Source organism: Cupriavidus sp. GW823-FHT06D04 (assembly GCF_058795055.1).
Genome location: NZ_JBXAHL010000017.1, coordinates 67,875 through 93,961, shown reverse-complemented (window position 1 = coordinate 93,961; position 26,087 = coordinate 67,875). Strand labels below are relative to the sequence as shown.

The following is a 26,087-nucleotide window of genomic DNA, read 5'->3' as shown; positions in this document are numbered from 1 at the left end:
GCATCAAGCAGCAATACAAGGAGTTCCAGTGGCCACTACCCCTGCGCAATCGCACGCTTCCGCATCCGGCACCGCTCTGCCGCCCGAGCGCGTCGTCTCGGTGAACGGGCTGACCGTGCGCTTTGCTACGTCCGAGCGCACCGTCGAGGCCGTGCGCAACCTGTCCTTCCATGTCGACCGCGGCGAGACGCTGGCGGTGGTGGGCGAGTCGGGCTCGGGCAAGTCGGTCACGTCGCTGGCGCTGATGCGCCTGGTCGAACATGGCGGCGGCAAGATCGTCTCTGGCAGCATGGCGCTGCGCCGGCGTGGCGGCGAGGTGCTCGACCTGGCGCGCGCGGATAACGCCACGCTGCGCAGCGTACGCGGTGCCGACGTGGCGATGATCTTCCAGGAGCCGATGACCTCGCTCAACCCGGTGTTCCCGGTGGGCGAGCAGATCGCCGAATCGATCCGGCTGCACCAGGGCAAGAGCCGCGCCGCGGCGCGCGCTGAAGCGCTGCGCATGCTGGAGCTGGTGCGCATCCCCGAGGCGCGCCGCGTGCTGGAGCGCTATCCGCACCAGCTCTCCGGCGGCATGCGCCAGCGCGTGATGATCGCCATGGCGCTGTCGTGCAAGCCGGCGCTGCTGATTGCCGACGAGCCCACCACGGCGCTGGACGTGACCATCCAGGCCGAGATCCTGCAGCTGATCCGCGGCCTGCAGGCCGAGATGCACATGGGCGTGGTCTTCATCACCCACGACATGGGTGTGGTGGCCGAGGTCGCCGACCGCGTGCTGGTGATGTACCGCGGCGAGAAGGTGGAAGAGGGCACTTCGGACGATGTGTTCCGTGCCCCCGCCCATCCGTACACGCGCGCGCTGCTGTCGGCGGTGCCGCGCCTTGGCGCCATGAGCGGCACCGACCTGCCGGCCAAGTTCCCGCTGCTGCAGCTGGACAGCGCCAACGCTGAGCCGGTCGCGCCGCAGGACACCGTTACCCCGGGCGTTGCTCCCATCCTGCGCGTGCAGGACCTGGTGACGCGCTTCGACGTGCCCGGCGGCCTGTTCGGCCGCGTTACGCGGCGCGTGCATGCGGTCGAGCAAGTCAGCTTCGACCTCTATCCCGGCGAGACGCTGGCGCTGGTGGGCGAGTCCGGCTGCGGCAAGTCCACCACGGGCCGCTCGCTGCTGCGCCTGGTGGAAAGCCAGAGCGGCACCATCGAGTTCGCCGGGCAGAACATCAGCAAGATGGAAGGGCCGGCGCTGCAGACCCTGCGCCGCAATATCCAGTTCATCTTCCAGGATCCGTTCGCCTCGCTCGATCCGCGCGTGCCGGTCGGCTATTCGATCATGGAGCCGCTGCTGGTGCACAAGGTGGCCAGCGGCAAGGAGGCCGAGCAGCGCGTGGCCTGGCTGCTCGACAAGGTGGGGCTGGACCCCTCGCACGCGGCGCGCTACCCGCACGAATTCTCCGGCGGCCAGCGCCAGCGCATCTGCATTGCGCGCGCGCTCGCGCTGAACCCCAAGGTGGTGGTGGCCGATGAATCGGTGTCCGCGCTGGACGTGTCGATCCAGGCGCAGATCGTCAACCTGATGCTGGACCTGCAGCGCGAGCTTGGCATCGCCTTCCTGTTTATCTCGCACGACATGGCGGTGGTGGAGCGCGTGAGCCATCGCGTGGCGGTGATGTACCTGGGCCAGATCGTCGAGATCGGGCCGCGCCGCGCGATCTTCGAAAACCCCCAGCACCCCTACACGAAGAAGCTGATGTCGGCGGTGCCGATTGCCGACCCGGCGCGGCGCCACCTGCGGCGCGAGCCGCTCAACGACGAGATCCCCAGCCCGATCCGCGTGGTCGGCGACGAACCGGTGGTGCAGCCGCTGGTCCAGGTCGCCGGCAGCGGGTCGCTCGGCCATTATGTCGCCCGGCATGCCGTCGGCGGCGCTTATTGAAGTCCTGGAAGTCAAGAAGTTACCAAGGAGATTCGACGATGTCTGCACGTATGGTTTCGCCCCGATGGATGGCCGGCGCCTTTGCCGCCGGCGCGCTGGGCATGCTGGCTTCGGCCCCTGTTTTCGCCGCCAAGGATGCCGTGATGGCGGTGAGTTCGACCTTCACCTCGCTGGATCCGTACGATTCGAACGACACGCTGTCGCAGGCGGTCGGGAAGAGCTTCTACCAGGGCCTGTTCGGCCTGGACAAGGACATGAAGCTGGTCAATGTGCTGGCAGACAGCTACGAGGTGAGCAAGGACGGCCTGACGTATACGATCAAGCTGAAGAAGGGCGTCAAGTTCCACGACGGCACCACCTTCGATGCCGCCGCCGTCAAGGCCAACCTGGACCGCGTCACCAACCCGGCCAACAAGCTCAAGCGCTACACGCTGTTCAACCGTGTCGCCAAGACCGACGTGGTCGATGCCAATACCGTCAAGGTCACGCTGAAGGAGCCGTTCTCGCCGTTCATCAACGTGCTGGCGCACCCGTCGGCGGTGATGATCTCGCCAGCCGCGCTGCAGAAGTACGGCAAGGACATTGCCTTCCACCCGGTGGGGACCGGCCCGTTCGAGTTCGTTGAATGGAAGCAGCCCGACCACCTGAAGGGCAAGAAGTTCGCCGGCTTCTGGAAGACCGGCTACCCGAAGATCGACACCATCACCTGGAAGCCGGTGGTGGACAACAACACGCGCGCCGCGATCATGCAGACCGGCGAGGCCGACTTCGCCTTCAGCATCCCGTTCGAGCAGGCCGCGGTGCTGAAGAACAGCCCCAAGGTGGATCTGATCGCGTCGCCGTCGATCATCCAGCGCTACCTGTCCATGAACACCATGGTCAAGCCGTTCAACGACCCCAAGGTGCGCCAGGCGATCAACTACGCCATCAACAAGGACGCGCTGGCCAAGGTCGCCTTTGCGGGCTACGCGGTGCCGGCCGAAGGCGTGGTGCCGCCGGGCGTGGACTACGCCGAGAAGCTGGGCCCGTGGCCGTATGACCCGGCCAAGGCGCGCGCGCTGCTGAAGGAAGCCGGCTACCCGAACGGCTTCGAGACCACTCTGTGGTCGGCCTACAACCACACCACCGCGCAGAAGGTGATCCAGTTCGTGCAGCAGCAGCTGCAGCAGGTCGGCATCAAGGCCTCGGTGCAGGCGCTCGAGGCCGGCCAGCGCGTGGAGAAGGTCGAGAGCGTGCCGAAGCCGGAAGATGCCGGCGTGCGCATCTACTACATCGGCTGGTCGTCGTCGACCGGTGAATCGGACTGGGCGCTGCGTCCGCTGCTGGCTTCCGAGTCGATGCCGCCCAAGCTGCTGAATACCGCGTACTACAAGAACGACCAGGTCGACGCCGATATCGCCGGCGCGCTGCGCACCACCGATCGTGGCGAAAAGGCGCGCCTGTACAAGGACGCCCAGGAACGCATCTGGAAGGATGCGCCGTGGGCCTTCCTGGTGACCGAGAAGGTGCTGTTCGCGCGGAGCAAGCGGCTGACCGGTGCCTATGTGATGCCGGACGGGTCGTTCAATTTCGACGAGATCGACATCAAGCAGTAATGGGTAGATGGTCGGGCGCCGGCAGTACCAAGGTGCCCGATCCACGCTATCCCATCCCAGAGCAGTAAGCAGTAAAGCAGTAAGCCGACAGACGGCCGCCTGCCCGCGACGCGGGGTTCGCAGGCGGGCGGCCCGCGGCCTTTCCTCTTGGTGTGTCATGCTGAATTACTTCCTAAAACGTGTGCTGGGCGTGATCCCCACGCTGCTGATCGTGGCAGTGCTGGTGTTCCTGTTCGTCCACCTGCTGCCGGGTGATCCGGCGCGGCTGGCGGCGGGCCCGGAGGCCGACTCGGCCACGGTCGAACTGGTGCGCAAGGACCTTGGGCTGGACCGGCCCATGCACGAGCAGTTCGTCAATTTCTTCTCCAACGCGGTCCGCGGCGAGTTCGGCCATTCGCTGCGTACCAAGCGCCCGGTAAGCGAGGAGATCGGCGACCGCTTCATGCCCACGCTGCTGCTGACGGTGACGTCGATGGCCTGGGCGGTGGTGTTCGGCATGGTGATCGGGATCGGCTCGGCCGTGTGGCGCAACCGCTGGCCGGACCGCTTCGGCATGACGCTGGCGGTGTCGGGGATTTCGTTTCCCGCCTTCGCGCTGGGCATGCTGCTGATGGAGGTGTTCTCGGTGCAACTGGGCTGGCTGCCATCGATCGGCGCCGACAGCTGGAAGCACTACGTGTTGCCGTCCATCACGCTGGGCGCGGCGGTGGCCGCGGTGATGGCGCGCTTTACCCGGGCCTCGTTCGTCGAGGTCTTGCAGGAAGACTTTATCCGCACCGCCCGTGCCAAGGGCGTGCGCGAGACGCTGGTGGTGACCAAGCACGGCCTGCGCAACGCTATGATCCCGGTGGTGACGATGATGGGCCTGCAGTTCGGCTTCCTGCTGGGCGGCTCGATCGTGGTCGAGAAGGTGTTCAACTGGCCGGGCCTGGGGCGCCTGCTGGTCGATGCCGTCGAGATGCGCGACTACCCGGTGATCCAGGCCGAGGTGCTGCTGTTCTCGCTCGAATTCATCCTGATCAACCTGGTGGTGGACATGCTCTACACCGTGATCAACCCAACCATCCGCTACAAGTGAGGCCGGCATGACTGAGCTTTCCACGCCCGCCGCAAGTGAAGCGGCACCCGCCACTGCCCCCGTGCCGGAGGCCGTGCGCACGCCCTGGACCGAGTTCTGGCGCAAATTCCGCAAGCAGCACCTGGCGCTGGGCGCCGGTGCCTTCGTGCTGGTGCTGGTGGTGATTGCCATCGTGGCGCCGCATATCGTGCCGTACGACCCGGAGAACTTCTTCGACTACGACGCGCTCAACGCCGGCCCGTCGGCCGCGCACTGGATGGGAGTCGATTCGCTCGGACGCGATATCTTCAGCCGCATCCTGGCCGGCGCGCGCATCTCGCTGGCGGCGGGCTTCCTGTCGGTGATCATCGGCGCGCTGATCGGCACCGTGCTGGGCCTGCTGGCGGGCTACTACGAAGGCTGGTGGGACCGCATCGTGATGCGCATTTCCGACGTGCTCTTCGCCTTCCCGGGCATCCTGCTGGCGATCGGCATCGTCGCGATCCTCGGCAACGGCATGACCAACGTGATCTTCGCCGTGGCCATCTTCAGCATCCCGGCGTTCGCGCGGCTGGTGCGCGGCAATACGCTGATGCTCAAGCGGCTGACCTACATCGAGGCTGCGCGCAGCATCGGCGCGTCGGACTGGACCATCCTGATGCGGCATATCCTGCCGGGCACGGTGTCGTCGATCGTGGTGTATTTCTCGATGCGCATCGGCACCTCGATCATCACCGCGGCCAGCCTGTCGTTCCTGGGGCTGGGCGCGCAGCCACCCACGCCCGAATGGGGTGCGATGCTCAACGAAGCCCGCGCCGACATGGTGACCGCGCCGCATGTGGCGATCTTCCCGAGCCTGGCGATCTTCCTGACCGTGCTGGCCTTCAACCTGCTGGGCGACGGCCTGCGCGACGCGCTCGACCCCAAGATCGACCGCCGTTGAACCTGAGCCGCTGAACATGACCGCATCGACAACGGGCGTGCCGCATGTCGGCAGCCTGCCGGCAGGTCCGCTGGACAGCATTGCCGACGTGGCCGGCGTGACCGTCGGCCATTGCACGCTGGCGGACGGCGCCGTGCAGACCGGCGTCACCGTGATCCGTCCGCATGGCGGCGATCCCTACCGCGACAAGGTGCCCGCAGCGGCTACCGTGCTCAACGGCTTTGGCAAGAGCATCGGGCTGGTGCAGGTGGACGAACTGGGCGTGCTGGAAACGCCGCTGGCGCTGACCAATACCTTTTCGGTCGGCGCGGTGGCGCAGGCGCAGATCCGTGCGGCGGTGGCGGCCAACCCGGAGATCGGCCGCGCGCTGCCGACCGTCAATCCACTGGTGTTCGAGTGCAATGACGGCTACCTGAACGATATCCAGCGCATGGCGGTGGAGGGCAGCCACTATGAGGCGGCCCTGGCCGGTGCCGGTGAGGACGTTGCGCAGGGCGCGGTCGGTGCCGGGCGCGGCATGTCGGCGTTCGGCGTCAAGGGCGGTATCGGCACCGCTTCACGCCTGGCCGGTGGCTATTGCGTGGGCGCGCTGGTGCTGGCCAATTTCGGCACGCCGGAATCGTTGACCGTGGCCGGCCGGCTGGCCGGTCCGGAACTGGTGCAGCGCCTGGCGCAGCCCGACACCGCGGCGCAACCGGAAAAAGGATCGATCATCATGATCCTCGCCACCGATGCCCCGCTGGACGCGCGCCAGTTGCGCCGGCTGTCGCTGCGCGCCGGCGCCGGGCTGGCGCGTACCGGCTCGGTGTTCGGGCATGGCTCAGGCGATATCGCACTCGCGTTTTCGACCGCGTATACCGTGCCCCATGACGCCGCGCGGCCGATGCCGGCCGTCGCCATGCTGCATGAAACCCTTCTCGACCCGCTGTTCCGCGCCGCGGCCGACAGCGTCGAGCAAGCCATCCTGCATGCCCTGTGGCATGCCGCACCGGTGCAGGGCCGCGACGGCCACGGCCGGCGCGCACTGCTGGACGTGATGCCCGAACTGGGCCGAACCGCCTGATGAAAATCCTAGTTTCCACTGATATCGAAGGCGTGGCTGGCGTCTTCCACGCCGAGCAGACGCGCCCCGGCAACGGCGAATACGAACGCGCCCGGGCCTGGATGACCGGCGAAGCCAATGCCGCGGTCGAAGGCGCCTTTGCCGGCGGGGCCACCGAGGTGCTGGTCAACGATTCGCACGGCGGCTTCCGCAACCTGCTGCCGGACCAGCTCGATCCGCGCGCGCGGGTGGTGCTGGGCAAGCCGCGCTACCTTGGCATGATGGCCGGCGTCGAGGCCGGTGTCGACGGCGTGCTGATGATCGGCTACCACGGCCGCGCCCAGAGCCGCGGCGTGCTGGCGCACACCATCAACAGCGGCGCCTTTGCGCGGGTCTGGCTCAATGGCAAGGAACTGGGCGAGGCGGGCCTCTACGCCGCGCTGGCCGGCGAGTTCGGCGCGCCGGTGCTGATGGCCAGCGGCGACGATGTCTTTGTGCAAGAAACCCATGCGCTGATGCCGTGGGTGCGCTACGTCGAGACCAAGTCCGCAGGCGGTTTCGGCAGCGGCACCTCGCTGTCGCCGGCGGCGGCGCGCGAGGCCATTGCCGCGGCGGCGGCAAGCGCGGTGCGCGAGCGCGCGCAGGCGCAATGCCTGCGTATCGCCGCACCGGTAACTTGCACCCTGCAGACCCTGACGCCCGCGCATGCAGACCTGTTCTGCCAGTGGCCGACGCTGGAGCGCCGCGACGGGGTGACGCTGTCCTTCCAGGCCGATTCGGTCCAGGCGGCGGTGCGCATGCTGAACTGCCTGTCGGCGATGTCGTTCATGCTGAAGTAGGGCAGGGCAGATTCGCCGGGGCGATCGCGCAGATCGGCGACAATGGCGGGTCTAGCAAACTAGGCATGACCCGCATCGCATGACCCAGGCACACGACGGGGGCTGGATCCCCGTACGCAAGGACTTCGTCGACCCCGCCACGCGCTGCCATGCGCGGGGCGCGAGCCGCCGCCACCATGGCTTTCCGGCCGGGCAGGCTTATATCCTGCGCGACGGCGCAGGGCATGAATATCCCTTTGGCGACGACTGCGCGCGTGCCGCGGTGCCGCATCCGGGCCTGCTGCGGCAGGTGCCGGACTACACCGAGCGCGATGTGGTGCCGCGCACGGCCTTGCCCGAGGTGGCGCCCCCGTCCCGCCGCCGTGACCCCGCCCAGGCGCAGGCCGCCGAGCGCGCCGCCGCGATCCGCTACCTGGTGCTGCGCATGGAGAAGGTGGCCGCGGTGCCGCGCGTGCAGCCGACAGTGCGCTTCCCGGCGCTCGAGGGCGTCTACGAGCAGTACCAGCGCACCGGCGACATCGGCATGGCGCAGGTGCGCCGCATCTTGGCGATCGAGCGCAGCCCGTCCACGCCGCCGCGGCTGCGCGCCACCAACCTGCTGGACGTCTATACCGCGCATATCAAGCTGGAATGGCTGATCGCGGGGTCCAACAGCGTCGACAACATCCGCTTCCTGCGCAGCCTGCACGACTGGCTGGCCCGTCACCTGGTGCTGACCACCGGCCAGCTGGCCGCGGCCGGGATCGAGATGCATCCGCAGGCGTTCACCGCGCCTGGCATCTGGGGTCCGGGGACGGAGCCCGCGCCGGCATCGCCCGGGTATGCATCCGGATCGCTGTTCTAGCGGCGGGTGGCAAGACCTGCGGATTTGGCGTCTAATGCCTGCATCGCATCCGCCGGTCACGCCATGAGCCATTTTTCTCGCAGCTACGCCGAAGCCCGCCAGAAGTTCCTTGACGCCGCGCGCGCGGCCGGGGCCGCGCTGGCGCAGTTCCCGCATCCCACCAAGCGCGGCAGTGCCGGCGAGGACCTCGCGATCGACGTGGCGCTGGCCGGCCCGGCCGACGCCAGCCGCTGCCTGATGGTGACCTCGGGCACGCATGGCGCCGAAGGCTTTGCCGGCTCCGGCGCACAGGTGACGATACTGCACGACGCCGCGCTGCTTGCCGATTGCGCCGCCGCCGACACCAGCCTGCTGCTGGTGCATGCGATCAATCCCTACGGTTTTTCCCACCTGCGCCGGGTCAACGAGGACAACGTCGACCTGAATCGCAATTTTATGGACTTCACGCAGCCGCTGCCGCACAACGAAGCCTACGCCGAGATCGCGCCGCTGCTGGTGCCAGCGCAATGGCCGCCGTCCGACACCGACCAGGCGCAGCTGATGAAGGCCGTGGCCGAGCGCGGCATGCCGTGGTACCAGGCCGCGGTCAGCCGCGGCCAGTACCAGGATCCGGGCGGCATGTTCTACGGCGGAGACAAGGCCACCTGGAGCAACTACACGCTGTGCCGCATCCTGGCGCGCTTCGGCGCCGGGCGCGAGGCACTGCGCTGGATCGACGTCCATACCGGGCTGGGCCCCTGGGGCTATGGCGAGCCCATCCACATGGGCCCGGACACGCCGCAATCGCTCACGCGCACGCGCGCGATCTGGGGCGAGCGGGTGACCTCGATCTACGATGGCTCGTCGACCTCGGCCAACCTCACCGGGCTGGCCTGGCACGCGGTGCTGCAGACCCTGCCCACGACGGACTATGCCGGCATCGCGCTTGAGTTCGGCACGCTGCCGGTGGGCGAGGTGCTGGAGGCGCTGCGCGGCGACCACTGGCTGCACCAGCACCCGGAAGCCGACGAAAACCAGCGCGCGCTGGTCCGCCAGGCGATGTGGCGTGCCTTCTATGGCGATGCCGACGACTGGCGCGAGGGCGTGGTGGCGCAGGTGACCGACGCAGTGCGGGACACCATTGCTTCCGTCTAGCCGGCAACGGCATCTGGCAGCAAGCGCCTTCTGGTAATGTCTCGATGTTGGCGGTAGAGTGCTGAGCCAGGCACTGCCGCCATGCCTTGGCCGGCACGTGCCGCAGCCGGGCCGCAGTCAGAAAATAACCAAGAACAAGACGGAAGAGGTCGGGGCGGGCCGGGGCGCATGATCCTGCGCGTCGCCGTGGCCTGGCGCACGGCGTCGCTTCCGGCATCAGCTCGGCAGGGAGGCCGGTGCGATGACCCTCTATGAACTGAAGCCCAGGTTCCAGGCCTGGTTGCGCCCCATGGTGCAAGACCTGGCGCAGCGCGGCGTGACTGCCAACCAGGTAACGCTGGCCGCCGCGGCCGGCTCCCTGGCGGTGGGCGTGCTGGCCACGCTGGGCATGCTGGTGGCCGAGTCCCCGGCGCTGTTCCTGCTGTTTCCCCTGTGGTTGTTCCTGCGCATGGCGCTCAACGCCGTCGACGGCATGCTTGCGCGCGAGCACGGCCAGCAGAGCGTATTGGGTGCCTACCTGAACGAGCTTGGCGACATTGCCTCGGACCTGGCGCTGATCCTGCCGCTGGCCGCGCTGCCGGGCTTCAGCCTGGGCCAGGTCGGCACCTTCGCGCTGCTGGCGGTGATCGTCGAGGCCGCCGGGCTGATCGGCCCGCTGGCCGGGGCCAGCCGGCGCTACGACGGCCCGCTGGGCAAGAGCGACCGCGCCTTCGCGGTCGGCGCGATCGCGCTGTGGGCCGGTGTTGGCCTGGGCTTTGGCGCGGCCGCCAGCTGGCTGTGGCTGGTACTGTCGCTGCTGTCGTTGTTCACGATTGCCAACCGGGTGCGCCGCGGTGTCGCCGAGGCCCAGTCCCGCACTGTGGAGTAGCGAGATGGACCGAGCGTCGCCCCGCCAGCCGCAAGAGCGGCAATTCGAGACCCACGACCGCCAGACGCTGTTCTATCGGCACTGGCCGGCCGTGGAGGGCCCGGCGCGCGGCGCCGTGGTGCTGTTCCATCGCGGCCATGAGCATTCCGGCCGGGTCGCCCACCTGGCCGACGAACTGAACCTGCCCGGCTACGAGATCTTTGCCTGGGATGCGCGCGGACACGGCCGTTCGCCCGGCGAGCGCGGCTACAGCCCCAGCCTGGCGGACTCGGTGCGCGATATCCAGACCTTCACCACCCATATCGCCGAGGTCCACGGCATCCCGCTGGAACGCACCGCGGTGATCGCGCAGAGCGTGGGCGCGGTGCTGGCCTCCACCTGGGTGCACGACTACGCGCCGCCGATCCGCGCGCTGGTGCTGGCCTCGCCGGCGTTTAAGGTCAAGCTCTACGTGCCCTTTGCGCGGCCGGGGCTGAAGCTGATGCAGCGCCTGCGCGGCAAGTTCTTCGTCAACAGCTACGTCAAGGCCAAATTCCTCACGCACGATCCCGAGCGGATCGCCAGCTACGACAGCGATCCGCTGATCACGCGCCCGATCGCGGTCAATATCCTGCTGGACCTGTACGAGACCGCGGAGCGCATCGTCGCCGATGCCGCGGCAATCACGGTGCCGACGCAGCTGCTGATCTCCGGCGCTGACTGGGTCGTGCATCGCGGGCCGCAGGACCGCTTCTATGAGCGCCTGGGTTCGCGCACCAAGGAGCGCATCGTGTTGGACGGCTTCTATCACGACACGCTCGGCGAGCGCGACCGCAAGCTGGCGGTCGATGCCGCGCGCCGCTTTATCCTGCGCGAATTCGACACGCCGTCGGCACCGCGCTCCTTGCTCGATGCCGACCAGATCGGCCCGTTCCGCGAGGAATCCGACCGCCTGGCGTCGGCGCCGGCCGGGTTGGCCGCCTGGTACTGGCGCGCGGCGCGGGCCAACCTGAAGCTGGGCGGGATGCTGTCGGACGGGGTGCGGCTGGGCCATGAGACCGGCTTCGACTCGGGCTCGACGCTCGACTATGTTTACCGCAACGCCCCCTCGGGCCGCGGCAAGCTGGGCCGGTTGGCCGACCAGCAGTACCTGGACGCGATAGGCTGGCGCGGCATCCGCCAGCGCAAGGTCCACGCCGAGGCCCTGATCGCCGACGCCGTGCGGCGGCTGCGGGCGGGCGGCATGCCGGTGCGGATCGTCGACATCGCCGCCGGGCACGGGCGCTATGTGCTTGAGGCCCTGGGCGCGCTGGATGGCGGCGGGGCCGCGGTCGAGTCGATCCTGTTGCGCGACTACAGCCCGCTGAACGTCGAGCAGGGCCGCGCCCTGATCGCCGCCAAGGGCCTGGCGGACGTGGCCCGCTTCGAGCAGGGCGATGCCTTCGACGGCGACAGCCTGGCGGCGCTGGCACCGGCGCCGACACTGGCGGTGGTTTCCGGCCTGTACGAACTGTTCCCCGACAACGCGATGGTGCGGCGCTCGCTCGATGGCCTGGCGCGCGCGGTGCCGCCCGGCGGCTACCTGGTCTACACCGGCCAGCCCTGGCATCCGCAGCTGGAATTCATCGCGCGCGCGCTCACCAGCCACCGCGCCGGCGCCGCCTGGGTGATGCGCCGCCGCTCGCAGGCCGAGATGGACGAACTGGTGCGGGCCGCGGGCTTCGACAAGGTGACCCAGCGCATCGACCCGTGGGGCATCTTCACCGTCAGCCTGGCGCGCAGGCGCGGCGCATGAGCACGGTGCCGACGGAGGCTGGCGCCGGGGCGCATCCGGAGCGGCCGGCGGGGCAGCGGCCTTGGGGACTGGCCTGCCTGTTGCTGGCGCTGGCCGGCGCGCTCTTTTTCTCCAGCTACGGCTTTGCCAACTGGCTGGCGAGCCAGCGTGCCAACGTGCCGGCGGTCTATTTCGAATGGGAGCGGGGGATCCCGTTCCTGCCGTGGACCATCCTGCCGTACTGGTCGATCGATTTGCTGTACGGCATCTCCTTCTTCCTGTGGCGCACGCGCGCGGCGCTGCTCACGCACGTCAAGCGGCTGGTGCTGGCGCAGCTGGTGTCGGTGGCATGCTTTATCGCCTTCCCGCTGCGCTTCAGCTTTGCCCGGCCCGAGGCCGACGGCCTGCCGGGCCAGCTGTTCACGCTGCTGGGCGGTTTCGACCTGCCGTTCAACCAGGCGCCGTCGCTGCATATCAGCCTGCTGGTGATCCTGTGGGTCGCTTTTGCGGCCCACCTGCGCGGCGGCTGGCGCTGGCTGCTGCACGGCTGGTTTGCGCTGATCGGGGTCTCGGTGCTGACCACCTGGCAGCACCACCTGATCGATGTGCCCGCCGGCGCGCTGGTGGGCTGGCTGTGCGTTTACCTGTTCCCGATGCAACTGCCCGCGGCCGCGGCCGGCGCGCCGGATGCGCGCACGCGCCAGCTGTCACGCCGCTACACCGTGTGCGCGCTGGTGGCGTTGCTGTGCGCGGTGCTGGCGGTGGGCGCGTCGGTGACGCTGGCGTTCCTGCTGCTGTGGGCCGCGCTGGCGCTGGCCTGCGTCGCCAGGATCTACGCGCTGGCCGCGCCGGCGTGGTTCCAGAAGGTCCGTGATGGGTCGATGGCGCCGGGCGCGCGCTGGGTGCTGGCGCCTTACCTGCTGGGCGCCTTCCTCAATTCGCGCTGGTGGACGCGGCGCGCGCCGCAGCCCAGTGCCATCGCAGACGGCATCTGGGTTGGCCGCTTCCCGACCCGCGCCGAACTGCGCGCGATCGGGGCGGATGCCGTGCTCGACCTGACGGCTGAACTGCCGCGCGCAGCCACCGGCCCGGCGCTTGCGTATTGTTGCGTGCCGGTGCTGGACCTGACCGTGCCGACGCCGGAGCAGTTGGACCAGGCCGTGGCTCAACTCGACGCCTGGCACCGGCAGGGCCGCCGCGTGCTGGTCAGCTGCGCGCTCGGCTATTCGCGCAGCGCGCTGGTCGCCGCCGCATGGCTGGCGCGCGGGCAGGGACTGCGCGACGCCGGCGCTGCGCTGGCGGCGTTGCGCCAGCATCGGCCGGCGGTGGTGCTCGGGCGCGAACATGCCGAGGCGCTGCAACGCTGCCTGGACCGTCCCGCCATGCCGGAGCCCGACGATGGACGCTGAGTTCACGCAACGCACGGATGCCTGGATCGCGCACGCCGTCACCGGCGCGCTGTCGGGCGCGGTGTGGATCGGCGGGGCCGGGCTGGCTTTCGCCGTCGCCACGGCATGGCTGGGGGTGGCCACGCCGGTCCCGCGCGCGCTGGCGGCCGCGTCGTTGCTGCTGGCGCTGCCCCAGCTCTGGCTGCTGCTGCGCGTTGCCATCGACCGCCGGCTGTTCGATGCGCTTGCGACCGCGCAGCAAGGCCAGCCCGACCTGGCCGGATTGGATGGCGCGCTGCTCGAACTGGGCTGGATGCCAGCGCAACGCGCCGGCCGCCCGTTGCCGGACCGCGCCCGCGGCGCGCTGCGGCTGGTGCGCGCGAGCGCCGCGCTGACGGTGTGCCAGCTGGCGCTGGCCTTGCTGACCCTGATCCTGAGGTAACCAACCATGTGGCTTGCCCGCGCGACCGCGCGCGCCATCATCGTCTTCGCCCGGCTGCTGACCGGGATGCGCGCCAACTGGCAGGGCTGCATCCCCGCCGCGCTGCAGCGCGTCTACTTTGCCAACCACAGCAGCCACGGCGACTTCGTACTGATCTGGGGCTGCCTGCCACCCGACCTGCGCACCGTCACGCGCCCGGTGGCCGGTGCCGATTACTGGGAGCGCTCGCCGCTGCGGCGCTTTATCGGCCGCGACGTATTCCACGCGCTGCTGATCGACCGCACCCGCAGCGAACTGGGCAGCGACCCGGTGGCGCTGATGCACGGCGCGCTGGCATCCGGCGACTCGCTGATCCTGTTTCCCGAAGGCACGCGCAATACCACCGACGCGCGCCTGCTGCCGTTCAAGAGCGGCATCTACCACCTCGCGCGGGCCTGCCCCGGGGTGGAGTTCGTGCCGGTGTGGATCGACAACCTCAACCGCGTGATGCCCAAGGGCGAAGTCGTGCCGGTGCCCCTGCTGTGCACCGTCACCTTTGGCCAGCCGGTGCTGCTGGCCGCCGAGGACAGCAAGGAAGCCTTCCTTGCGCGCTGCCGCGACGGCCTGCTCGCGCTTGCCCCGGAGCTGGAATGACCGCCATGCCCACTTTGCACTGGAGCCCCGAGACCTGGCTGCTGTTCGGCGGCCTGTTCGGCGTGCTGCTGCTGGCCTCCACGGTGACCGCGCTGCTGCGCTGGCGGGTGGCGGGCGGCGGCCAGCACGCGGTGATCGACAACCTGGCGCAGCGCGTCTGGGCCTGGTGGTGGATGATCGGCATCATGGGCGCGGCCTTTGCGCTGGGGCGCACCGCGGTGATCGTGCTGTTCTACCTGCTGTCGTTCTTCGCGCTGCGCGAGTTCGTCACCATCATCACCACGCGGCGCGGCGACCATCACGCCATCGTCGCCGCCTTCTTCGTGTTCCTGCCGCTGCAGTACGTGCTGGTCTATATCGGCTGGTACGGCATGTTCTCGATCCTGATCCCGGTCTATGCCTTCCTGATCCTGCCGATCCTTGCGGCGCTGTCGTCCGAGACCACGCGCTTCCTGGAGCGCTGCGCCGGGGTGCAGTGGGCGGTGATGGTGTGCGTGTTCTGCATCTCGCACGTGCCGGCGCTGCTGACGCTGCCGATCCCGGGCTTCGAAGGCCGCAACCTGCTGCTGATCGCCTTCCTGGTGATCGTGGTGCAGGGCAGCGACGTGCTGCAGTATGTGTGGGGCAAGCTGTGCGGCAGGCACAAGATCGCGCCGCTGCTGTCGCCATCCAAGACCGTCGAGGGGTTTGTCGGCGGCGTGGCCAGTGCCACCGCGCTGGGCGCGGCGCTGTGGTGGATCACGCCGTTCTCGCCGTGGCAGGCAGGCGCGATTGCGCTGGTGATTGCGCTGATGGGCTTCCTGGGCGGGCTGGTGATGTCGGCGATCAAGCGCGACCGCGGCATCAAGGACTGGGGCCATATGATCCAGGGCCACGGCGGCATGCTGGACCGGCTGGACTCGGTGGTGTTCGCCGCGCCGGTGTTCTTCCATATCACCCGCTACTGGTGGGTGCCCTGAGCACCCCGGCCCTTACAGCTCCATTTCCTCGCACCACGTCACCACCGCATCGCGGAAGTCTTGGCAGATCGGCGACAGGTAGCCATCGGCGCGCCACAGCACGGCCAGCTCATGCTGCCACGACATGCCCGGCGCCTCGATCGCGGCCAGCCCCTGGCCCTCGGCCTGGCGCAGCATGCGCGGCGGCATGATGCCGAGCAGATCCGAGTGCCGCAGCAGCTCGCCGAAGGCCACCGGCGACGCCGTGCTTTCCACTGCCACGCGCGGCGGCGGCAGCCCGACCGAGGTAAACCGTTCCTCCAGCCACTGGCGCAGGTAGAGCGAAGTGGCCGGCACCACCCAGCGCTCGCCGCTCAGGTCGGCCAGCGTGCGGAAGGCCTCGCGGCGCGGATGGCCGGTGCGGGACACGATCTGCATGGTCAGCGGACCGAGCGGCAGCCAGGCAATGTCCGGCGGCAGGCTGGTCGGGCGCGCGCCCAGGATCAGGTCGGCCTCGCCGTTCTGCAGCATCGCCATCAGGCGCGCGCTCAGGTGGGTCTCGATCGAAAATGTGGCCAGCGGCCGGCTCAGGAAGAAGCGGGCCAGCAGCGGCGACAGCAGCGACGGCAGCAGGTAGGGGATGGCGCCCAGGCGCACCGTGCCCGCGCGCGCCGCGCGCAGCTCGGCCAGTTCATTGCGCATGTCGCCCGCGGCCAGCGAGATCCGGCGCGCATGGGCGACCAGGGTGCGGCCCACGCTGGTCGGCACCAGCCCGCGCGGGGTGCGCTCGAACAAGGGCATGCCCGCTTCGCCTTCCAGCCGCGCCAGCGTCTTGGACAGGCCGGACTGGGTCATGCCGAGGGTGTCGGCGGCGCGGTGCAGGTTGCCTTGCTCGATGACAACCAGGAAAGCTTCAAGATCCTCGAATCGCATGGGGCGTGACGGCGCTGCAATGGCGCGGGGACGGTGCGAGCCATTGTAGCGCCGCCCATTGCCTTCGCCGTGTCAGCGGGGGAGGGGTAGGACAATGCGGCGCTGCGCCATGCCTGGCAGGACTTGACCCGCGCCGCGCGGGAATCACGCCGGGCGGGGTGCTGGCCTAGACTGCGTTGGCATCCCTCGCGCACCGCACTCCCGCGGGCACCACAGAAGGGAGCAAGGACAGGAGACACACCGATGCAACACCGTTCCGCACGGCTGCGCGCAGCCGTGGCCGCCATGCTGCTGGCGGCCATCCCGGCGGCAATCTGCGCCGCCGATCCCGCCTCTGCCGAGCCCTATCCTTCGCGCCCGCTGACCATCGTGGTGCCGTCGGTGGCGGGCAATGTGAACGATGCCGTGGCGCGGCTGATCGGGCAGGAGCTGACTAGGAGCTGGGGCCAGCCGGTCATTGTCGACAACAAGCCTGGCGCGGGCACCACCACGGGCACCAAGTACGTCGCCCGCGCGGCAAAGGATGGTTACACCGCGCTGTTGACCTTCACCGCGCACGTGCAGAATCCGTCGCTGTATCGGGGTATCGGCTATGACCCGATCGCGGACTTCACGCCGGTCAGCGAGGTGGCGATCTCGTCCACCATCCTGGCGGTGTCGCCGGACTTCCCGGCGCGCACGCTGCCGGAGGTGGTGGCATTGCTCAAGGCCAATCCCGGCAAGTATCCGTATGGGTCGTATGGCGCGGGCACGACGGGCCATATCCTGGGTGAGCTGCTCAAGCGCGAGGCCGGGCTGCAGATGGAACACGTCGCCTACAAGGGCGGCGCGCCGCTGGCCACCGACCTGGCGGCTGGCCATGTGAAGCTGGGCTTTATTGCCGTGGGCACGGCCATGCCGCTGCTGCAGGGCGGCAAGCTGGTGCCGGTGGCGATCGCCGGCGCGGAGCGTTCGGCGCTGTTGCCCAAGGTGGCGACCTTCCGGGAGGCCGGCTACAAGGGCTTCGAGCCCGATGCGTGGATGGGGCTGGTGTTCCCCGCCGGCGTGCCCAAGGCACGGGTCGATGCCTTGTCGCGCGAGGTCGCGCGCATCGTGCGCCTGCCGGAGATCGCGAAGAAGATGCAGGACCTGAACCTGGTGCCTGTCGGCGGCACGCCGGAAGCCTTCGCCACGGTGATGAAGAACGACCGCGACAAATGGAGCCGCATCATCAGCGATGTCGGCATCACGCTCGAATGACAGGAGTGCCGATGCAAGCAAACGATTACCTGGGGCTGGTCTGCTCCCGCTGGTGCCACTGGAGCGAGCTGGAACTGCAACGCATCCCGCGCCGCCCGCTGGCACCCGGCCAGGTGCGCATCCGCGTGCGGCATGCCGGGGTGGGCTTTGCGCTGAGCCTGTTTGTGTCTGGCAAGTACCAGCGCAAGCCGCCGCTGCCGTTCACGCCCGGCACCGAGGCCGCGGGCGAGATCATCGAGGTGGCGCCTGATGTCACGCGGCTGCACCCGGGCCAGCGCGTGGCCGCAGCGCTGGACTGGGGCGGCTTTGCCGAGGAAGTGGTGGCCATGGCCGACACGGTCTATCCGGTGCCTGACGGGCTGGAGCTGGCGCAGGCGGCCGCGCTGCCCGTCACCTATGGCACGGTCTGGGCGGCGCTGGCGTGGCGCGCCGCGCTGCATCCGGGAGAAACCATGCTGGTCCATGGCGCCAGCGGCGCGCTGGGCACGGCCGCGGTGCAGGTGGGCCGGCTGATGGGTGCGCGCGTGATCGCCACTGCCAGCACCGAGGCCAAGCGCGAGGCGGTGCTGCGCAACGGCGCCGCGCATGCGCTGCCGTCCGACGCGGCCACGCTGGCGGCAGCGGTCAAGGCGCTGTGCCCCGCGGGCGGGGCCGACGTGGTGTTCGATCCGGTCGGCGGCGATCTCTTCGACGCCTCGCTGCGCTGCGCGGAGCCGGGCGCGCGGTTGTTGTCGATCGGCTATGCCAGCGGGCGTATCCCGCAGGTGCCGGCCAACCTGCTGCTGGTGAAGAACCTGACCCTGATCGGCTTCAACTACGGCTACTACATCGGCTGGGGCCTGACCGACGAGCGCCGGCGCTTTGCGCAGAGGGTGCAGGCGATGGTGGCCGAGATCATGCAGGCGGCAGCCAGCGGCAAGCTGGCACCGCCCGTGCTGCAGCACTTCCCGCTGAGCGACTGGCTCAACGCCGTCGACACCACGATGTCGCGCCGCGCCATCGGCAAGGTCATGCTGGATATCTGAACGGAGAGCACGACATGCACCATGCACAAGCGGCAACGGAAGATGCCATGTTCGACGGCCTGACCGTGCTAGACCTGAGCCAGGGCATCGCCGGCCCGTACTGCGGCCTGATCCTGCGCCAGCAGGGTGCGCGCGTGATCAAGGTGGAGCCGCCTGGCGGCGACTGGTCGCGGCAGATGGGGCGCATCCGCGCCGGCCAGACCGCGATTGCGGTCGCCTGCAACGCGGGCAAGGAGAGCGTACTGCTGGACGCGCGCAGCGGCAGCGGCCGGGCCGCCATCGCCAGGCTGGCGCAGCAGGCCGACGTGGTGATCCAGAACTTCCGCCCCGGCGTGGCCGAGCGCATGGGCGTTGGCTACGAGGCACTGGCCGCGCGCAACCCGGCGCTGGTCTATGTCTCGATCTCGGGCTACGGCCATGCCGGCCCGATGGCGAACATGCCGGCGGTGGACACCACCATGCAGGCTTTCAGCGGCCTGATGCACCTGAACCGCGACAGCGCCGGCCAGCCGCGCCGCATTGCCTTCTACATGGTCGACCTGAGCACCGGGCTCTATGCGGCCCAGCATGCGTCGGCAGCGCTGTACAAGGCCGCCCGCAACGGCCGCGGCCGGCACGTGCGGCTGTCACTGCTGGAGACCAGTGCCGCGCTGCAGTCTTACCTGATGGTGGATGACGCCATGTTCCCCGATGCGGAGCTGGCCGTGGCCAATGCGCCCACCGGGCTGTTCGATGCGGCCGATGGCCGGCTGTACCTGAGCATGCTCAACGACGCAATGTTCGTGCGGCTGGCAACGCTGCTGGGTTTCGACGACTGGCTGGCCGATATCACGCTGCACACCAGCGCCGGCCGTTTGCCGCGCGCGGCGGAGCTGGTCCGGCGCGTGGCGCAGGCCATTGCGGCACAGCCGCTGGCGCACTGGGAGGCGCTGCTGACCGAGCACGATGTGCTGTTCGCGCGCGTGGGCCATGCACGGGACCTGCTGGAGAGCGCGCAATGCGCGCAGGCGGGCGTGTTCGGCCGGCTGCCGCTGGCAGGGATCGGCGAAGTGCCGTGGGCCAACCTGCCAGGCATGGCAGGATCGGAACGGCTGGCAGGCAATGCGCCGGCGCTGGGCCAGCATACCGAAGCGGTGCTGGCGGAGTTCGGCATCGGCAGCTGAAACCGGCGCCGGAAAAGAAAAACGGACGGTGCGCAATGCGTACCGTCCGTGTTCCGTTGTGCGTTGGTAGGCTCGATTGGACTCGAACCAACGACCCCCACCATGTCAAGGTGGTGCTCTAACCAGCTGAGCTACGAGCCTAGCGAAGGCGCGAATTATAGAGACGCCTTTTCGATTGCGCAAGCACCCCCGCGAACTTTTTGCGTGGATGCCTGCGCTTGTGCCGTGCGCGGCGCGTCAGGCGCCGGTGATGCGGTCGCGCAGTTCGCGCTTGAGCACCTTGCCGATGGCGCTGCGCGGCAGGCTCTCCACCTCATGTATCGCGGCCAGCCGCTGGGTCTTGCCCAGGTGCTGGTTGGCCCAGGCCAGCACGTCCTGCGCCGTGGCGCCGCCGCCGGCGCGCAGCGCGACGAAGGCCACCGGGGTCTCGCCCCAGCGCTCCGACGGCACGCCCACCACCGACACGTCTGCCACCGCCGGGTGTTCGCGCACCACCGCCTCGAGATCGCTCGGGTAGATGTTGAAGCCGCCCGAGATGATCATGTCCTTCTTGCGGTCCATCAGCACCAGGAAGCCGTCTTCGTCGAAGTGGCCGATATCGCCGGTGCGGATAAAGCGCTGGCCCTGCGCGTCATGCCATTCGGTCTCGGCCGTCTTCTCCGGCTGGTTGTGGTAGCCGTTCATCATCGCCGCCGAGCGGCCCACCACTTCGCCGGTGCTGCCGGGCGGCAGCTCGCGGCCCTCGTCGTCGATGATGCGCACATCGGCACCGGTGGCGGGGCGCCCCACGGTATGCAGCTTGTCGGGGAACTGGTCGGCGAACAGCAGGCAGCCGCCGCCGCCTTCGGTCATGCCGTACAGCTCGGTCAGCGCGCCCGGCCAGCGCCGCAGCACTTCGGCCTTCAGGGCGGGGCTGAACGGCGCGCTGGTGCAGAACTTCTGCTGGAAGGACGACAGGTCATGGCGGTCGAACTCCGGATGTGCCAGCAGCCGCTGGTACTGCACCGGCACCAGCATGGTGTGCGTGGCGCGATGCTGCTGTGCCAGCGCCAGGTACTGGCCCGCATCGAACTTGGTCATCAGGATCGCCGTGCCGCCCAGGCCGATGGTCGGGAAGAAGCTGGCCAGCGTGGTGTTGGAGTACAGCGGCGTCGACAGCAGCGTGATGGCATGCGTGCCGTAGCCGGTGGCGGCGCCGCGCGACACATGGGCCCAGCGCATGCCGTGCGACTGCACGATGCCCTTGGGGGTGCCGGTGGTGCCGGAGGAATAGATGATGTTGAGCGGCATCTCGGGGCGGATCCCGGGCTCGGTCACCGGCGTGCCGGCGGGTGCCAGCCAGGCCTGGTACGGCTGGCCTGCGTCGCTGCCGTCCAGCGTGACGATGGGCGTGGCGGCCAGCTGGCCGCGCACGGGCTGCAGCACGTCGGCCACGGTGGCATCCGCGAACAGGATGCGCGCGCCCGCGTCGGCAACCATGCCGGCCAGGCTGTCCGGCGTGGATGACGGCGCCAGCGGCGCCACGACCACGCCGGCGCGCACCGCGCCCAGGTACACCGCGGCGTATTCGATCGAGGACGACGCGCAGATGGCGATGGCTTCGCCGGGGCGCACGCCGTCGCGGGCCAGCGCCGCGGCGATGCGGTCCATGGCGGCATCTAGACCGGCATAGTCGAGCACGCGCTCGCCATGCATCAGGGCGCGCTGTGCGGGGCGCTGCGTGGCGTGCTCGCGCACGAGCACGGACATGGTGGTGAAGGGGCGTAGAAGCGGGGTCGGTTGGGTCATGTTCGGCAAGGAGATGCGGGTGCCAGCGTGGCGCACCCGAAGAGCGATGATGGATCGAAGCAGACTTACTGGATCTGTGCGCCGGACTCCTTCACCACCTTGCTCCAGCGGTTGATCTCGGCGTCGATATGGGTGCGCAGCGCGGCGGGCGTCGAGCCCACCGGCTCATAGCCGTTGGCGGCCAGCGTGGCCTTCAGTTCGGGCTGGCGCAGCACCGTGGCAATCTCGGTGCTGAGCCGGTCGATCACGGGCTGCGGCGTGCCGGCCGGTGCCAGCACCGCGTACCAGCCGGTGATGCTGATGCCCGGCACGCCGGCCTCGGCCAGCGTCGGCACCTCGGGCGCGACCGCGGCGCGCTGGCTGCCGGTCACGGCCAGTGCGCGCAGCTTGCCGCTCTTCACGTGCGGCAGGGTGGTGGAGATGCTGTCGAAGGTCAGCTGGACCTCGCCCGACAGCATTGCCGTCACCACCTGTGCGCTGCCCTTGTACGGAACGTGGGTCATCTTGATGCCCGCGACGGAATCGAACAGCTCCCCCGCCAGGTGGCCGGTATTGCCGTTGCCGGCCGAGGCGAAGGTCAGCTTGCCGGGCGCGGCCTTGGCCTCGGCAATCAGCTCCTTCACGTTGGTGGCCTGCAGCGAAGGGCTCCCAGCCAGGATCATCGGCAGGTTGGCCACTAGCGAGACCGGCGCGAAGTCCTTGCGTGTGTCATAGGGCAGCTTCGGGTACAGGCTGGCATTGATGGCATGGGCGGCCAGCACCATGATCAGGGTGTAGCCGTCGGGCTTGGCCCGCGCCAGCGCCTGGCTGGCGATGGTGCCGCCGGCGCCGGGCCGGTAGTCCAGCACCACGGGCTGGCCCAGGCGCTCCTGCAGTTTGGCGGCGACCGGGCGCGCCAGCAGGTCGGCGCTGCCGCCCGGCGGATAGGGAATCAGCAGCTGGATCGGGCGCGATGGCCAGGTTTCCGCGCTGGCGCCGGACGGCAAGGCGGCGGTGGTGACCATGGCGGCCGCGGCCAGCATGCCGGCCAGCCATGCGCGGCGCCCCCGAGCGGGGCGCCGGGATGCGATCAGGGATGCCATCAGTTGTCTCCTCGTTGTGTCGGCCGCGGGCGCAGCCGTTGTCCCTTGTCGCCAAGTCGGGCTGGGATGTTGGTGTCACAAACGGTAAAGGTGTAAGCCCGCCAGCGGAATTCTTAAATCGATAAGTCTGGCTTTTTGCTGGCGAAGCGGTACGGCGGCACCGGCGCGATTCGTTGTGTCTGTCCGGCTGCCCGCTACAGCAATAATCTTTGTGAATGAGGAGATTTTTGCGGTGGGTCGCGATCAGAGGCTTGAATCTTTGCAATCAGGGAGATTTCTTGATTTTCCCGCCTGAAGACACTAAAGTCTTTGCAATCAAGGAGATTTTTGTGCCAGTGACCCTCACCGAACCCGGCGATATCGGCGCCTTCGTGCGCGCTGCCCGCAAGGCGCAAGGCCTGCGCCAGGACGATGCCGCAGGCGCCATCGGCGTCAGCGAGAACTTCATGGTGCGCGTGGAGAACGGGGCCGAAGGCATCCAGTGGGGCAAGCTGTTCCAGGTGCTGGAAGGGCTTGGCCTGCGCGTGGTGGTCGACATGCCGGAGGCGGCGGCACCGCTGGTAGCGGCCGAGCTGGCCAAGCTCAGGCAGCGCCAGGCGCGTAGCCGCAACCGGCGCGCAGCGGTCAAGGGAGGCGACCAGCATGGCTGAGCGCGTACTGGTCGCCAGCATCAACGGCACGCCGGTGGGCGAGCTACATGAGGCCAGCGATGCCTGGTCGTTCCGCTATGACGCGGCGTGGCTGGGCAACCCGCACGCCTTCGCCCTGAGCCCGGCGCTGCCGCTGCAGCCGGAGGCGCTCGCCGATGGCAGCACGATGCGGCCGGTGCAGTGGTACTTCGACAACCTGCTGCCCGAGGACGGCCAGCGTGCGCTGCTGGCACGCGATGCCAGCATCCGCAACGAGGCCGATGCCTTTGCCCTGCTGGCGCACTATGGGGCGGAATCGGCGGGCTCGCTGACGCTGCTGCCGCCCGGCCGCGGGCCGGCCACCGCGCCGGCCCTGCGCCACTTGAGCGACGCCGCGCTTGACGCCCGCATCCACAGCCTGCCCAGCGTGCCGCTTACACATGGCGCGGTCAAGCGCATGTCGCTGGCCGGCGCCCAGCACAAGCTGGCGGTGGTGCTGCAGGACGGCGCGCTGTTCGAGCCCGGCGCGGATACGCCGTCCACGCATATCCTGAAGCCGACCCACCAGATGCAGGAGATCTATCCGCATTCGGTCATCAACGAGTGGTTCGTGATGTCGCTGGCCGTGCGGCTGAAGCTGGAGGTGCCGCCGGTGTACCGGCGCTATGTGCCGTCGCCGGTCTACCTGATCGACCGTTTCGATCGCCACCTCACGCAGCACGGGCAGTGGCAGCGGCTGCATGCGATCGATGCCTGCCAGCTGCTGAACCTGCCGCGCACCTTCAAGTACGACCAGGGCAGCGTCGAGCGGCTGGCGCAACTGGCAACGCTATGCCGCGCGCCAGCGGTGGCGCGTGCACGGCTGTTCGACTGGCTGGTGTTCAACATCCTGGTGGGCAATTCGGATGCGCACCTGAAGAACCTGAGCTTCCTGGTGTCCGATGCCGGCATCGCGTTGGCGCCGTTCTACGACCTGCTCAGCGAGGCGGCTTACGCCACCCGCACCTATGACAAGACCGGCTGGCCGCAGGCGCACCGCTTTGCCTGGCCGGTGCTGGGGGTGGAGTTCTACAGCGATTTCTCGCGCGCGCTGGTGTTGGAGGCAGGGCGCGCGCTGGGCCTAACCGGCGTGACCGCCGAGCGGCGGCTGGACGCCATGCTGCGCGGCATCGGGCTGGCCGCGCAGGCGCTCTATGAGCAGGCCGAGCAACAGAACGCGGCCATGGCGCGGGAGCGCCCGGCGCTCACCGGCGGGTTTGCCGGCGAACTGGCATGCCTGCGCGTGATCCGCTTCACCATCATCGCCGACATGGTGCGGGCGCTTTCCGCGGCCTGAGTCTGGCTAATGACTGGTGGGGTGCGGCTGGCTGAAGAAGTAGGGCACCAGTGCGGCGGCAATCAGCAGGCCCGCGGACAGGAAGATCGCCGCATAGGTGGAGGGCAGCGGCCAGCCACGCACATGGCCGGCATTGGCGATCAGCCCGTAGCCCCATGACGTCAGCGCCGATCCCAGGAACACAAAGGTGTTGAGCAGGCCCAGCCCGCGCCCGCGCCGCGACGGCGGGACCAGCCCGCGGCCCTGCGCCATCACCAGCGGGTGCAGCATGCCGATGGTCGACAGCAGCGCCATCATCGCCACGCCGTAGCCGATGCCGCTGTCCGGCCATAACGCCAGCAGGAACGAGCCCGACATGGCAAAGCACGACCAGCCGGCGATGGCGGTCTTGAGCGTGTTGCGGCGTACCAGCACCGGCAGCAGGAAGGCGGTCAGGAAGCCGGCCAGGCTCAGCAGCGCCAGCGCCACCCCGCGCGGCGCCGAGCCCAGGCCGAACACGTCGGCCAGGTAGGGGCCGCTCCAGGCATTGCGGAAGGCGGTGCCGGCGGACATTGCCACGCACAGCGGAATCAGCGTCCACAACGGCGCCAGCTTCAGCAGCTGCAGGCTTTCCGACAGCATCGCCGGCCACGACGCACTGCGGGCCTCGGCATGGCCCTGGTCGCGCACGAAGCGCCACACGCCATAGCAGGCCGCGACCATGCCCAGCGCCGATATCGCCATCGACGGGCGCCAGCCGATCAGCGAGATGGCCCAGCCCAGCGGCGCCGTGGCACACAGCGCGCCAATCATGCCCATGGCATTGGAGCGGCTGACCACGCGGGTGTAGTCGCGCTCGGACAGCTGCTCGGAGGCGAAATGCAGCAGGCCCATGAAGACCGGCGCGCACGCCAGCCCCAGCCCCACCTGCGCCAGCGTGGCCGCCGCGCCGTTGGGCGCCAGCACGAACAGGATCGACGACACGGCGCCCACCGCCAGCAGCAGCGCGGTCGGCCGCCCCACGCCGTAGCGGTCGAAGGCAACGCCCACGGGGATTTGCGCCACGGCAAAGGCCAGGAAGAACGACGAAGACAGTGCGCCAAAGCCCGCCGGCGACAGCCCGAAATCATGCTGCAGCTCGGGCGCCATCACCGCCAGGCAGGAGCGGAAGAACTGGCTGAGCGCAAAGGCGAACGTCAGCAGGGCGATACCGCGCGCGGCGTGCGCTGCCGGGGCATGGGCGGGCAGGGCGTCGGGCGAACCGGGGAGGCGGGCGTTGCTGGCGGTCACGGCTTCAGCGGCGGCCTGTTCGGGCCGCGTAGTCTCGGTACTGCGCGATCTCGGCCGCTACCAGCGGGCGCAGGGTTTGCCACTGCACCGGCTGCGGAGCGAGCACGCTGTTGTTGTTATCGGAGGAAATGCACAGGCGCACCTGCGCGAGTGGCCGGTTGCATCGGTGCGTACATGCAGGATGCGGGTCGACCGCAGCGGCTGCCAGGTGACA

The 26,087-nt window shown here is 69.1% G+C and carries 23 protein-coding genes and 1 tRNA gene; 19 read left to right on the top strand and 5 right to left on the bottom strand.

Annotated features, from left to right (window positions below; genetic code table 11):
• Nucleotides 1-28: 28 nt before the first annotated feature.
• The 14 genes from AC1Q7H_RS21230 to AC1Q7H_RS21165 all read left to right on the top strand — a co-directional run bounded on the left by AC1Q7H_RS21230 (nt 29) and on the right by AC1Q7H_RS21165 (nt 15,430).
• Nucleotides 29-1,933: a dipeptide ABC transporter ATP-binding protein gene (locus AC1Q7H_RS21230; RefSeq protein ID WP_249221177.1), complete on the top strand. Its 1,905-nt coding sequence runs from the start codon at nt 29-31 to the stop codon at nt 1,931-1,933.
• A 38-nt stretch (nt 1,934-1,971) separates the two neighbouring features.
• Complete coding sequence (gene gsiB / locus AC1Q7H_RS21225; protein WP_013956998.1) at nt 1,972-3,528, top strand: glutathione ABC transporter substrate-binding protein GsiB; 1,557 nt, start codon at nt 1,972-1,974, stop codon at nt 3,526-3,528.
• A gap of 157 nt (nt 3,529-3,685) precedes the next feature.
• The gene (gene gsiC / locus AC1Q7H_RS21220; RefSeq protein ID WP_013956997.1) at nt 3,686-4,606 is read left to right on the top strand and encodes a glutathione ABC transporter permease GsiC; all 921 of its coding nucleotides are present in this window, start codon (nt 3,686-3,688) and stop codon (nt 4,604-4,606) included.
• Nucleotides 4,607-4,613: 7 nt separating this feature from the next.
• Nucleotides 4,614-5,528: a glutathione ABC transporter permease GsiD gene (gene gsiD / locus AC1Q7H_RS21215; protein WP_013956996.1), complete on the top strand. Its 915-nt coding sequence runs from the start codon at nt 4,614-4,616 to the stop codon at nt 5,526-5,528.
• 16 nt (nt 5,529-5,544) lie between these two features.
• The gene (locus tag AC1Q7H_RS21210; RefSeq protein ID WP_153954610.1) at nt 5,545-6,591 is read left to right on the top strand and encodes a DmpA family aminopeptidase; all 1,047 of its coding nucleotides are present in this window, start codon (nt 5,545-5,547) and stop codon (nt 6,589-6,591) included.
• Nucleotides 6,591-7,409 (top strand): M55 family metallopeptidase, encoded by an 819-nt coding sequence (locus tag AC1Q7H_RS21205; RefSeq protein ID WP_114130982.1) that lies wholly within the window; start codon nt 6,591-6,593, stop codon nt 7,407-7,409. The genes AC1Q7H_RS21210 and AC1Q7H_RS21205 overlap by 1 nt, the downstream gene beginning before the upstream one ends.
• A gap of 79 nt (nt 7,410-7,488) precedes the next feature.
• Complete coding sequence (locus AC1Q7H_RS21200; protein ID WP_153954608.1) at nt 7,489-8,253, top strand: hypothetical protein; 765 nt, start codon at nt 7,489-7,491, stop codon at nt 8,251-8,253.
• Between the two features lie 63 nt (nt 8,254-8,316).
• On the top strand, nt 8,317-9,387 hold the full coding sequence (locus tag AC1Q7H_RS21195) for a M14 family metallopeptidase (protein ID WP_211979791.1): 1,071 nt from the start codon (nt 8,317-8,319) through the stop codon (nt 9,385-9,387).
• Nucleotides 9,388-9,628: 241 nt separating this feature from the next.
• Nucleotides 9,629-10,255, top strand: coding sequence for a CDP-alcohol phosphatidyltransferase family protein (locus AC1Q7H_RS21190; RefSeq protein ID WP_013956991.1), 627 nt, complete (start codon nt 9,629-9,631; stop codon nt 10,253-10,255).
• 4 nt (nt 10,256-10,259) lie between these two features.
• Nucleotides 10,260-12,029 (top strand): bifunctional alpha/beta hydrolase/class I SAM-dependent methyltransferase, encoded by a 1,770-nt coding sequence (locus AC1Q7H_RS21185; protein ID WP_153954606.1) that lies wholly within the window; start codon nt 10,260-10,262, stop codon nt 12,027-12,029.
• Complete coding sequence (locus tag AC1Q7H_RS21180) at nt 12,026-13,417, top strand: phosphatase PAP2/dual specificity phosphatase family protein (protein ID WP_211979790.1); 1,392 nt, start codon at nt 12,026-12,028, stop codon at nt 13,415-13,417. The genes AC1Q7H_RS21185 and AC1Q7H_RS21180 overlap by 4 nt, the downstream gene beginning before the upstream one ends.
• Nucleotides 13,407-13,838, top strand: coding sequence for a hypothetical protein (locus tag AC1Q7H_RS21175; RefSeq protein WP_013956988.1), 432 nt, complete (start codon nt 13,407-13,409; stop codon nt 13,836-13,838). Before AC1Q7H_RS21180 ends, AC1Q7H_RS21175 begins: the two co-directional genes overlap by 11 nt.
• A gap of 6 nt (nt 13,839-13,844) precedes the next feature.
• Nucleotides 13,845-14,471 carry a lysophospholipid acyltransferase family protein gene (locus tag AC1Q7H_RS21170; protein WP_211979789.1) on the top strand — a complete coding sequence of 209 codons (627 nt, stop codon included), beginning with the start codon at nt 13,845-13,847 and terminating at the stop codon, nt 14,469-14,471.
• A complete protein-coding gene (locus AC1Q7H_RS21165; RefSeq protein ID WP_153954602.1) occupies nt 14,468-15,430 on the top strand; it encodes a phosphatidate cytidylyltransferase in 963 nt (320 codons plus the stop codon). The genes AC1Q7H_RS21170 and AC1Q7H_RS21165 overlap by 4 nt, the downstream gene beginning before the upstream one ends.
• 12 nt (nt 15,431-15,442) lie before the next feature.
• Here AC1Q7H_RS21165 and AC1Q7H_RS21160 read toward each other — a convergent pair whose 3' ends face one another.
• A complete protein-coding gene (locus AC1Q7H_RS21160; protein ID WP_492381689.1) occupies nt 15,443-16,342 on the bottom strand; it encodes a LysR family transcriptional regulator in 900 nt (299 codons plus the stop codon).
• 243 nt (nt 16,343-16,585) lie between these two features.
• On the opposite strand from AC1Q7H_RS21160, the gene AC1Q7H_RS21155 reads away from it, so the two are divergent.
• Genes AC1Q7H_RS21155 through AC1Q7H_RS21145 form a run of 3 tightly spaced genes read left to right on the top strand, consistent with a single transcriptional unit; the run spans nt 16,586 to nt 19,769 of the window.
• On the top strand, nt 16,586-17,581 hold the full coding sequence (locus AC1Q7H_RS21155) for a Bug family tripartite tricarboxylate transporter substrate binding protein (protein ID WP_153954600.1): 996 nt from the start codon (nt 16,586-16,588) through the stop codon (nt 17,579-17,581).
• Between the two features lie 11 nt (nt 17,582-17,592).
• A complete protein-coding gene (locus AC1Q7H_RS21150) occupies nt 17,593-18,606 on the top strand; it encodes an NADPH:quinone oxidoreductase family protein (protein WP_492378495.1) in 1,014 nt (337 codons plus the stop codon).
• A gap of 14 nt (nt 18,607-18,620) precedes the next feature.
• Entirely contained in the window at nt 18,621-19,769 is a 1,149-nt protein-coding gene (locus AC1Q7H_RS21145; protein ID WP_153954598.1) for a CaiB/BaiF CoA transferase family protein, read from the top strand.
• A gap of 64 nt (nt 19,770-19,833) precedes the next feature.
• Here the strand turns inward: AC1Q7H_RS21145 and AC1Q7H_RS21140 are convergent.
• The 3 genes from AC1Q7H_RS21140 to AC1Q7H_RS21130 all read right to left on the bottom strand — a co-directional run bounded on the left by AC1Q7H_RS21140 (nt 19,834) and on the right by AC1Q7H_RS21130 (nt 22,639).
• Nucleotides 19,834-19,910: transfer RNA gene (locus AC1Q7H_RS21140), tRNA-Val, on the bottom strand.
• Nucleotides 19,911-20,006: 96 nt separating this feature from the next.
• Entirely contained in the window at nt 20,007-21,557 is a 1,551-nt protein-coding gene (locus tag AC1Q7H_RS21135; RefSeq protein WP_013956981.1) for a class I adenylate-forming enzyme family protein, read from the bottom strand.
• A gap of 65 nt (nt 21,558-21,622) precedes the next feature.
• Nucleotides 21,623-22,639 carry a tripartite tricarboxylate transporter substrate binding protein gene (locus tag AC1Q7H_RS21130; RefSeq protein WP_492381688.1) on the bottom strand — a complete coding sequence of 339 codons (1,017 nt, stop codon included), beginning with the start codon at nt 22,637-22,639 and terminating at the stop codon, nt 21,623-21,625.
• A gap of 329 nt (nt 22,640-22,968) precedes the next feature.
• Between AC1Q7H_RS21130 and AC1Q7H_RS21125 the strand changes: the two genes are divergently transcribed.
• Together AC1Q7H_RS21125 and AC1Q7H_RS21120 are read left to right on the top strand one after the other, a co-directional pair.
• Nucleotides 22,969-23,289: a helix-turn-helix domain-containing protein gene (locus AC1Q7H_RS21125; protein WP_013956979.1), complete on the top strand. Its 321-nt coding sequence runs from the start codon at nt 22,969-22,971 to the stop codon at nt 23,287-23,289.
• The gene (locus tag AC1Q7H_RS21120; RefSeq protein ID WP_013956978.1) at nt 23,282-24,604 is read left to right on the top strand and encodes a HipA domain-containing protein; all 1,323 of its coding nucleotides are present in this window, start codon (nt 23,282-23,284) and stop codon (nt 24,602-24,604) included. Before AC1Q7H_RS21125 ends, AC1Q7H_RS21120 begins: the two co-directional genes overlap by 8 nt.
• Before the next feature lie 6 nt (nt 24,605-24,610).
• On the opposite strand, the gene AC1Q7H_RS21115 is transcribed toward AC1Q7H_RS21120, so the two are convergent.
• Nucleotides 24,611-25,873: an MFS transporter gene (locus AC1Q7H_RS21115; RefSeq protein WP_013956977.1), complete on the bottom strand. Its 1,263-nt coding sequence runs from the start codon at nt 25,871-25,873 to the stop codon at nt 24,611-24,613.
• Nucleotides 25,874-26,087 lie beyond the last annotated feature (214 nt).

Excerpts from the sequence above, each read along its gene's own strand:
- gsiC (WP_013956997.1), top strand. The coding sequence starts at position 3,686 with ATGCTGAATTACTTCCTAAAACGTGTGCTGGGCGTGATCCCCACGCTG.
- AC1Q7H_RS21195 (WP_211979791.1), top strand. The coding sequence starts at position 8,317 with ATGAGCCATTTTTCTCGCAGCTACGCCGAAGCCCGCCAGAAGTTCCTT.
- AC1Q7H_RS21165 (WP_153954602.1), top strand. The coding sequence starts at position 14,468 with ATGACCGCCATGCCCACTTTGCACTGGAGCCCCGAGACCTGGCTGCTG.
- AC1Q7H_RS21170 (WP_211979789.1), top strand. The coding sequence starts at position 13,845 with ATGTGGCTTGCCCGCGCGACCGCGCGCGCCATCATCGTCTTCGCCCGG.
- AC1Q7H_RS21205 (WP_114130982.1), top strand. The coding sequence starts at position 6,591 with ATGAAAATCCTAGTTTCCACTGATATCGAAGGCGTGGCTGGCGTCTTC.
- AC1Q7H_RS21185 (WP_153954606.1), top strand. The coding sequence starts at position 10,260 with ATGGACCGAGCGTCGCCCCGCCAGCCGCAAGAGCGGCAATTCGAGACC.
- AC1Q7H_RS21130 (WP_492381688.1), bottom strand. The coding sequence starts at position 22,639 with ATGGCATCCCTGATCGCATCCCGGCGCCCCGCTCGGGGGCGCCGCGCA.
- gsiD (WP_013956996.1), top strand. The coding sequence starts at position 4,614 with ATGACTGAGCTTTCCACGCCCGCCGCAAGTGAAGCGGCACCCGCCACT.
- AC1Q7H_RS21135 (WP_013956981.1), bottom strand. The coding sequence starts at position 21,557 with ATGACCCAACCGACCCCGCTTCTACGCCCCTTCACCACCATGTCCGTG.
- AC1Q7H_RS21145 (WP_153954598.1), top strand. The coding sequence starts at position 18,621 with ATGCACCATGCACAAGCGGCAACGGAAGATGCCATGTTCGACGGCCTG.
- AC1Q7H_RS21160 (WP_492381689.1), bottom strand. The coding sequence starts at position 16,342 with ATGCGATTCGAGGATCTTGAAGCTTTCCTGGTTGTCATCGAGCAAGGC.
- AC1Q7H_RS21180 (WP_211979790.1), top strand. The coding sequence starts at position 12,026 with ATGAGCACGGTGCCGACGGAGGCTGGCGCCGGGGCGCATCCGGAGCGG.
- AC1Q7H_RS21155 (WP_153954600.1), top strand. The coding sequence starts at position 16,586 with ATGCAACACCGTTCCGCACGGCTGCGCGCAGCCGTGGCCGCCATGCTG.
- AC1Q7H_RS21190 (WP_013956991.1), top strand. The coding sequence starts at position 9,629 with ATGACCCTCTATGAACTGAAGCCCAGGTTCCAGGCCTGGTTGCGCCCC.
- AC1Q7H_RS21210 (WP_153954610.1), top strand. The coding sequence starts at position 5,545 with ATGACCGCATCGACAACGGGCGTGCCGCATGTCGGCAGCCTGCCGGCA.
- gsiB (WP_013956998.1), top strand. The coding sequence starts at position 1,972 with ATGTCTGCACGTATGGTTTCGCCCCGATGGATGGCCGGCGCCTTTGCC.
- AC1Q7H_RS21200 (WP_153954608.1), top strand. The coding sequence starts at position 7,489 with ATGACCCAGGCACACGACGGGGGCTGGATCCCCGTACGCAAGGACTTC.
- AC1Q7H_RS21150 (WP_492378495.1), top strand. The coding sequence starts at position 17,593 with ATGCAAGCAAACGATTACCTGGGGCTGGTCTGCTCCCGCTGGTGCCAC.
- AC1Q7H_RS21175 (WP_013956988.1), top strand. The coding sequence starts at position 13,407 with ATGGACGCTGAGTTCACGCAACGCACGGATGCCTGGATCGCGCACGCC.
- AC1Q7H_RS21120 (WP_013956978.1), top strand. The coding sequence starts at position 23,282 with ATGGCTGAGCGCGTACTGGTCGCCAGCATCAACGGCACGCCGGTGGGC.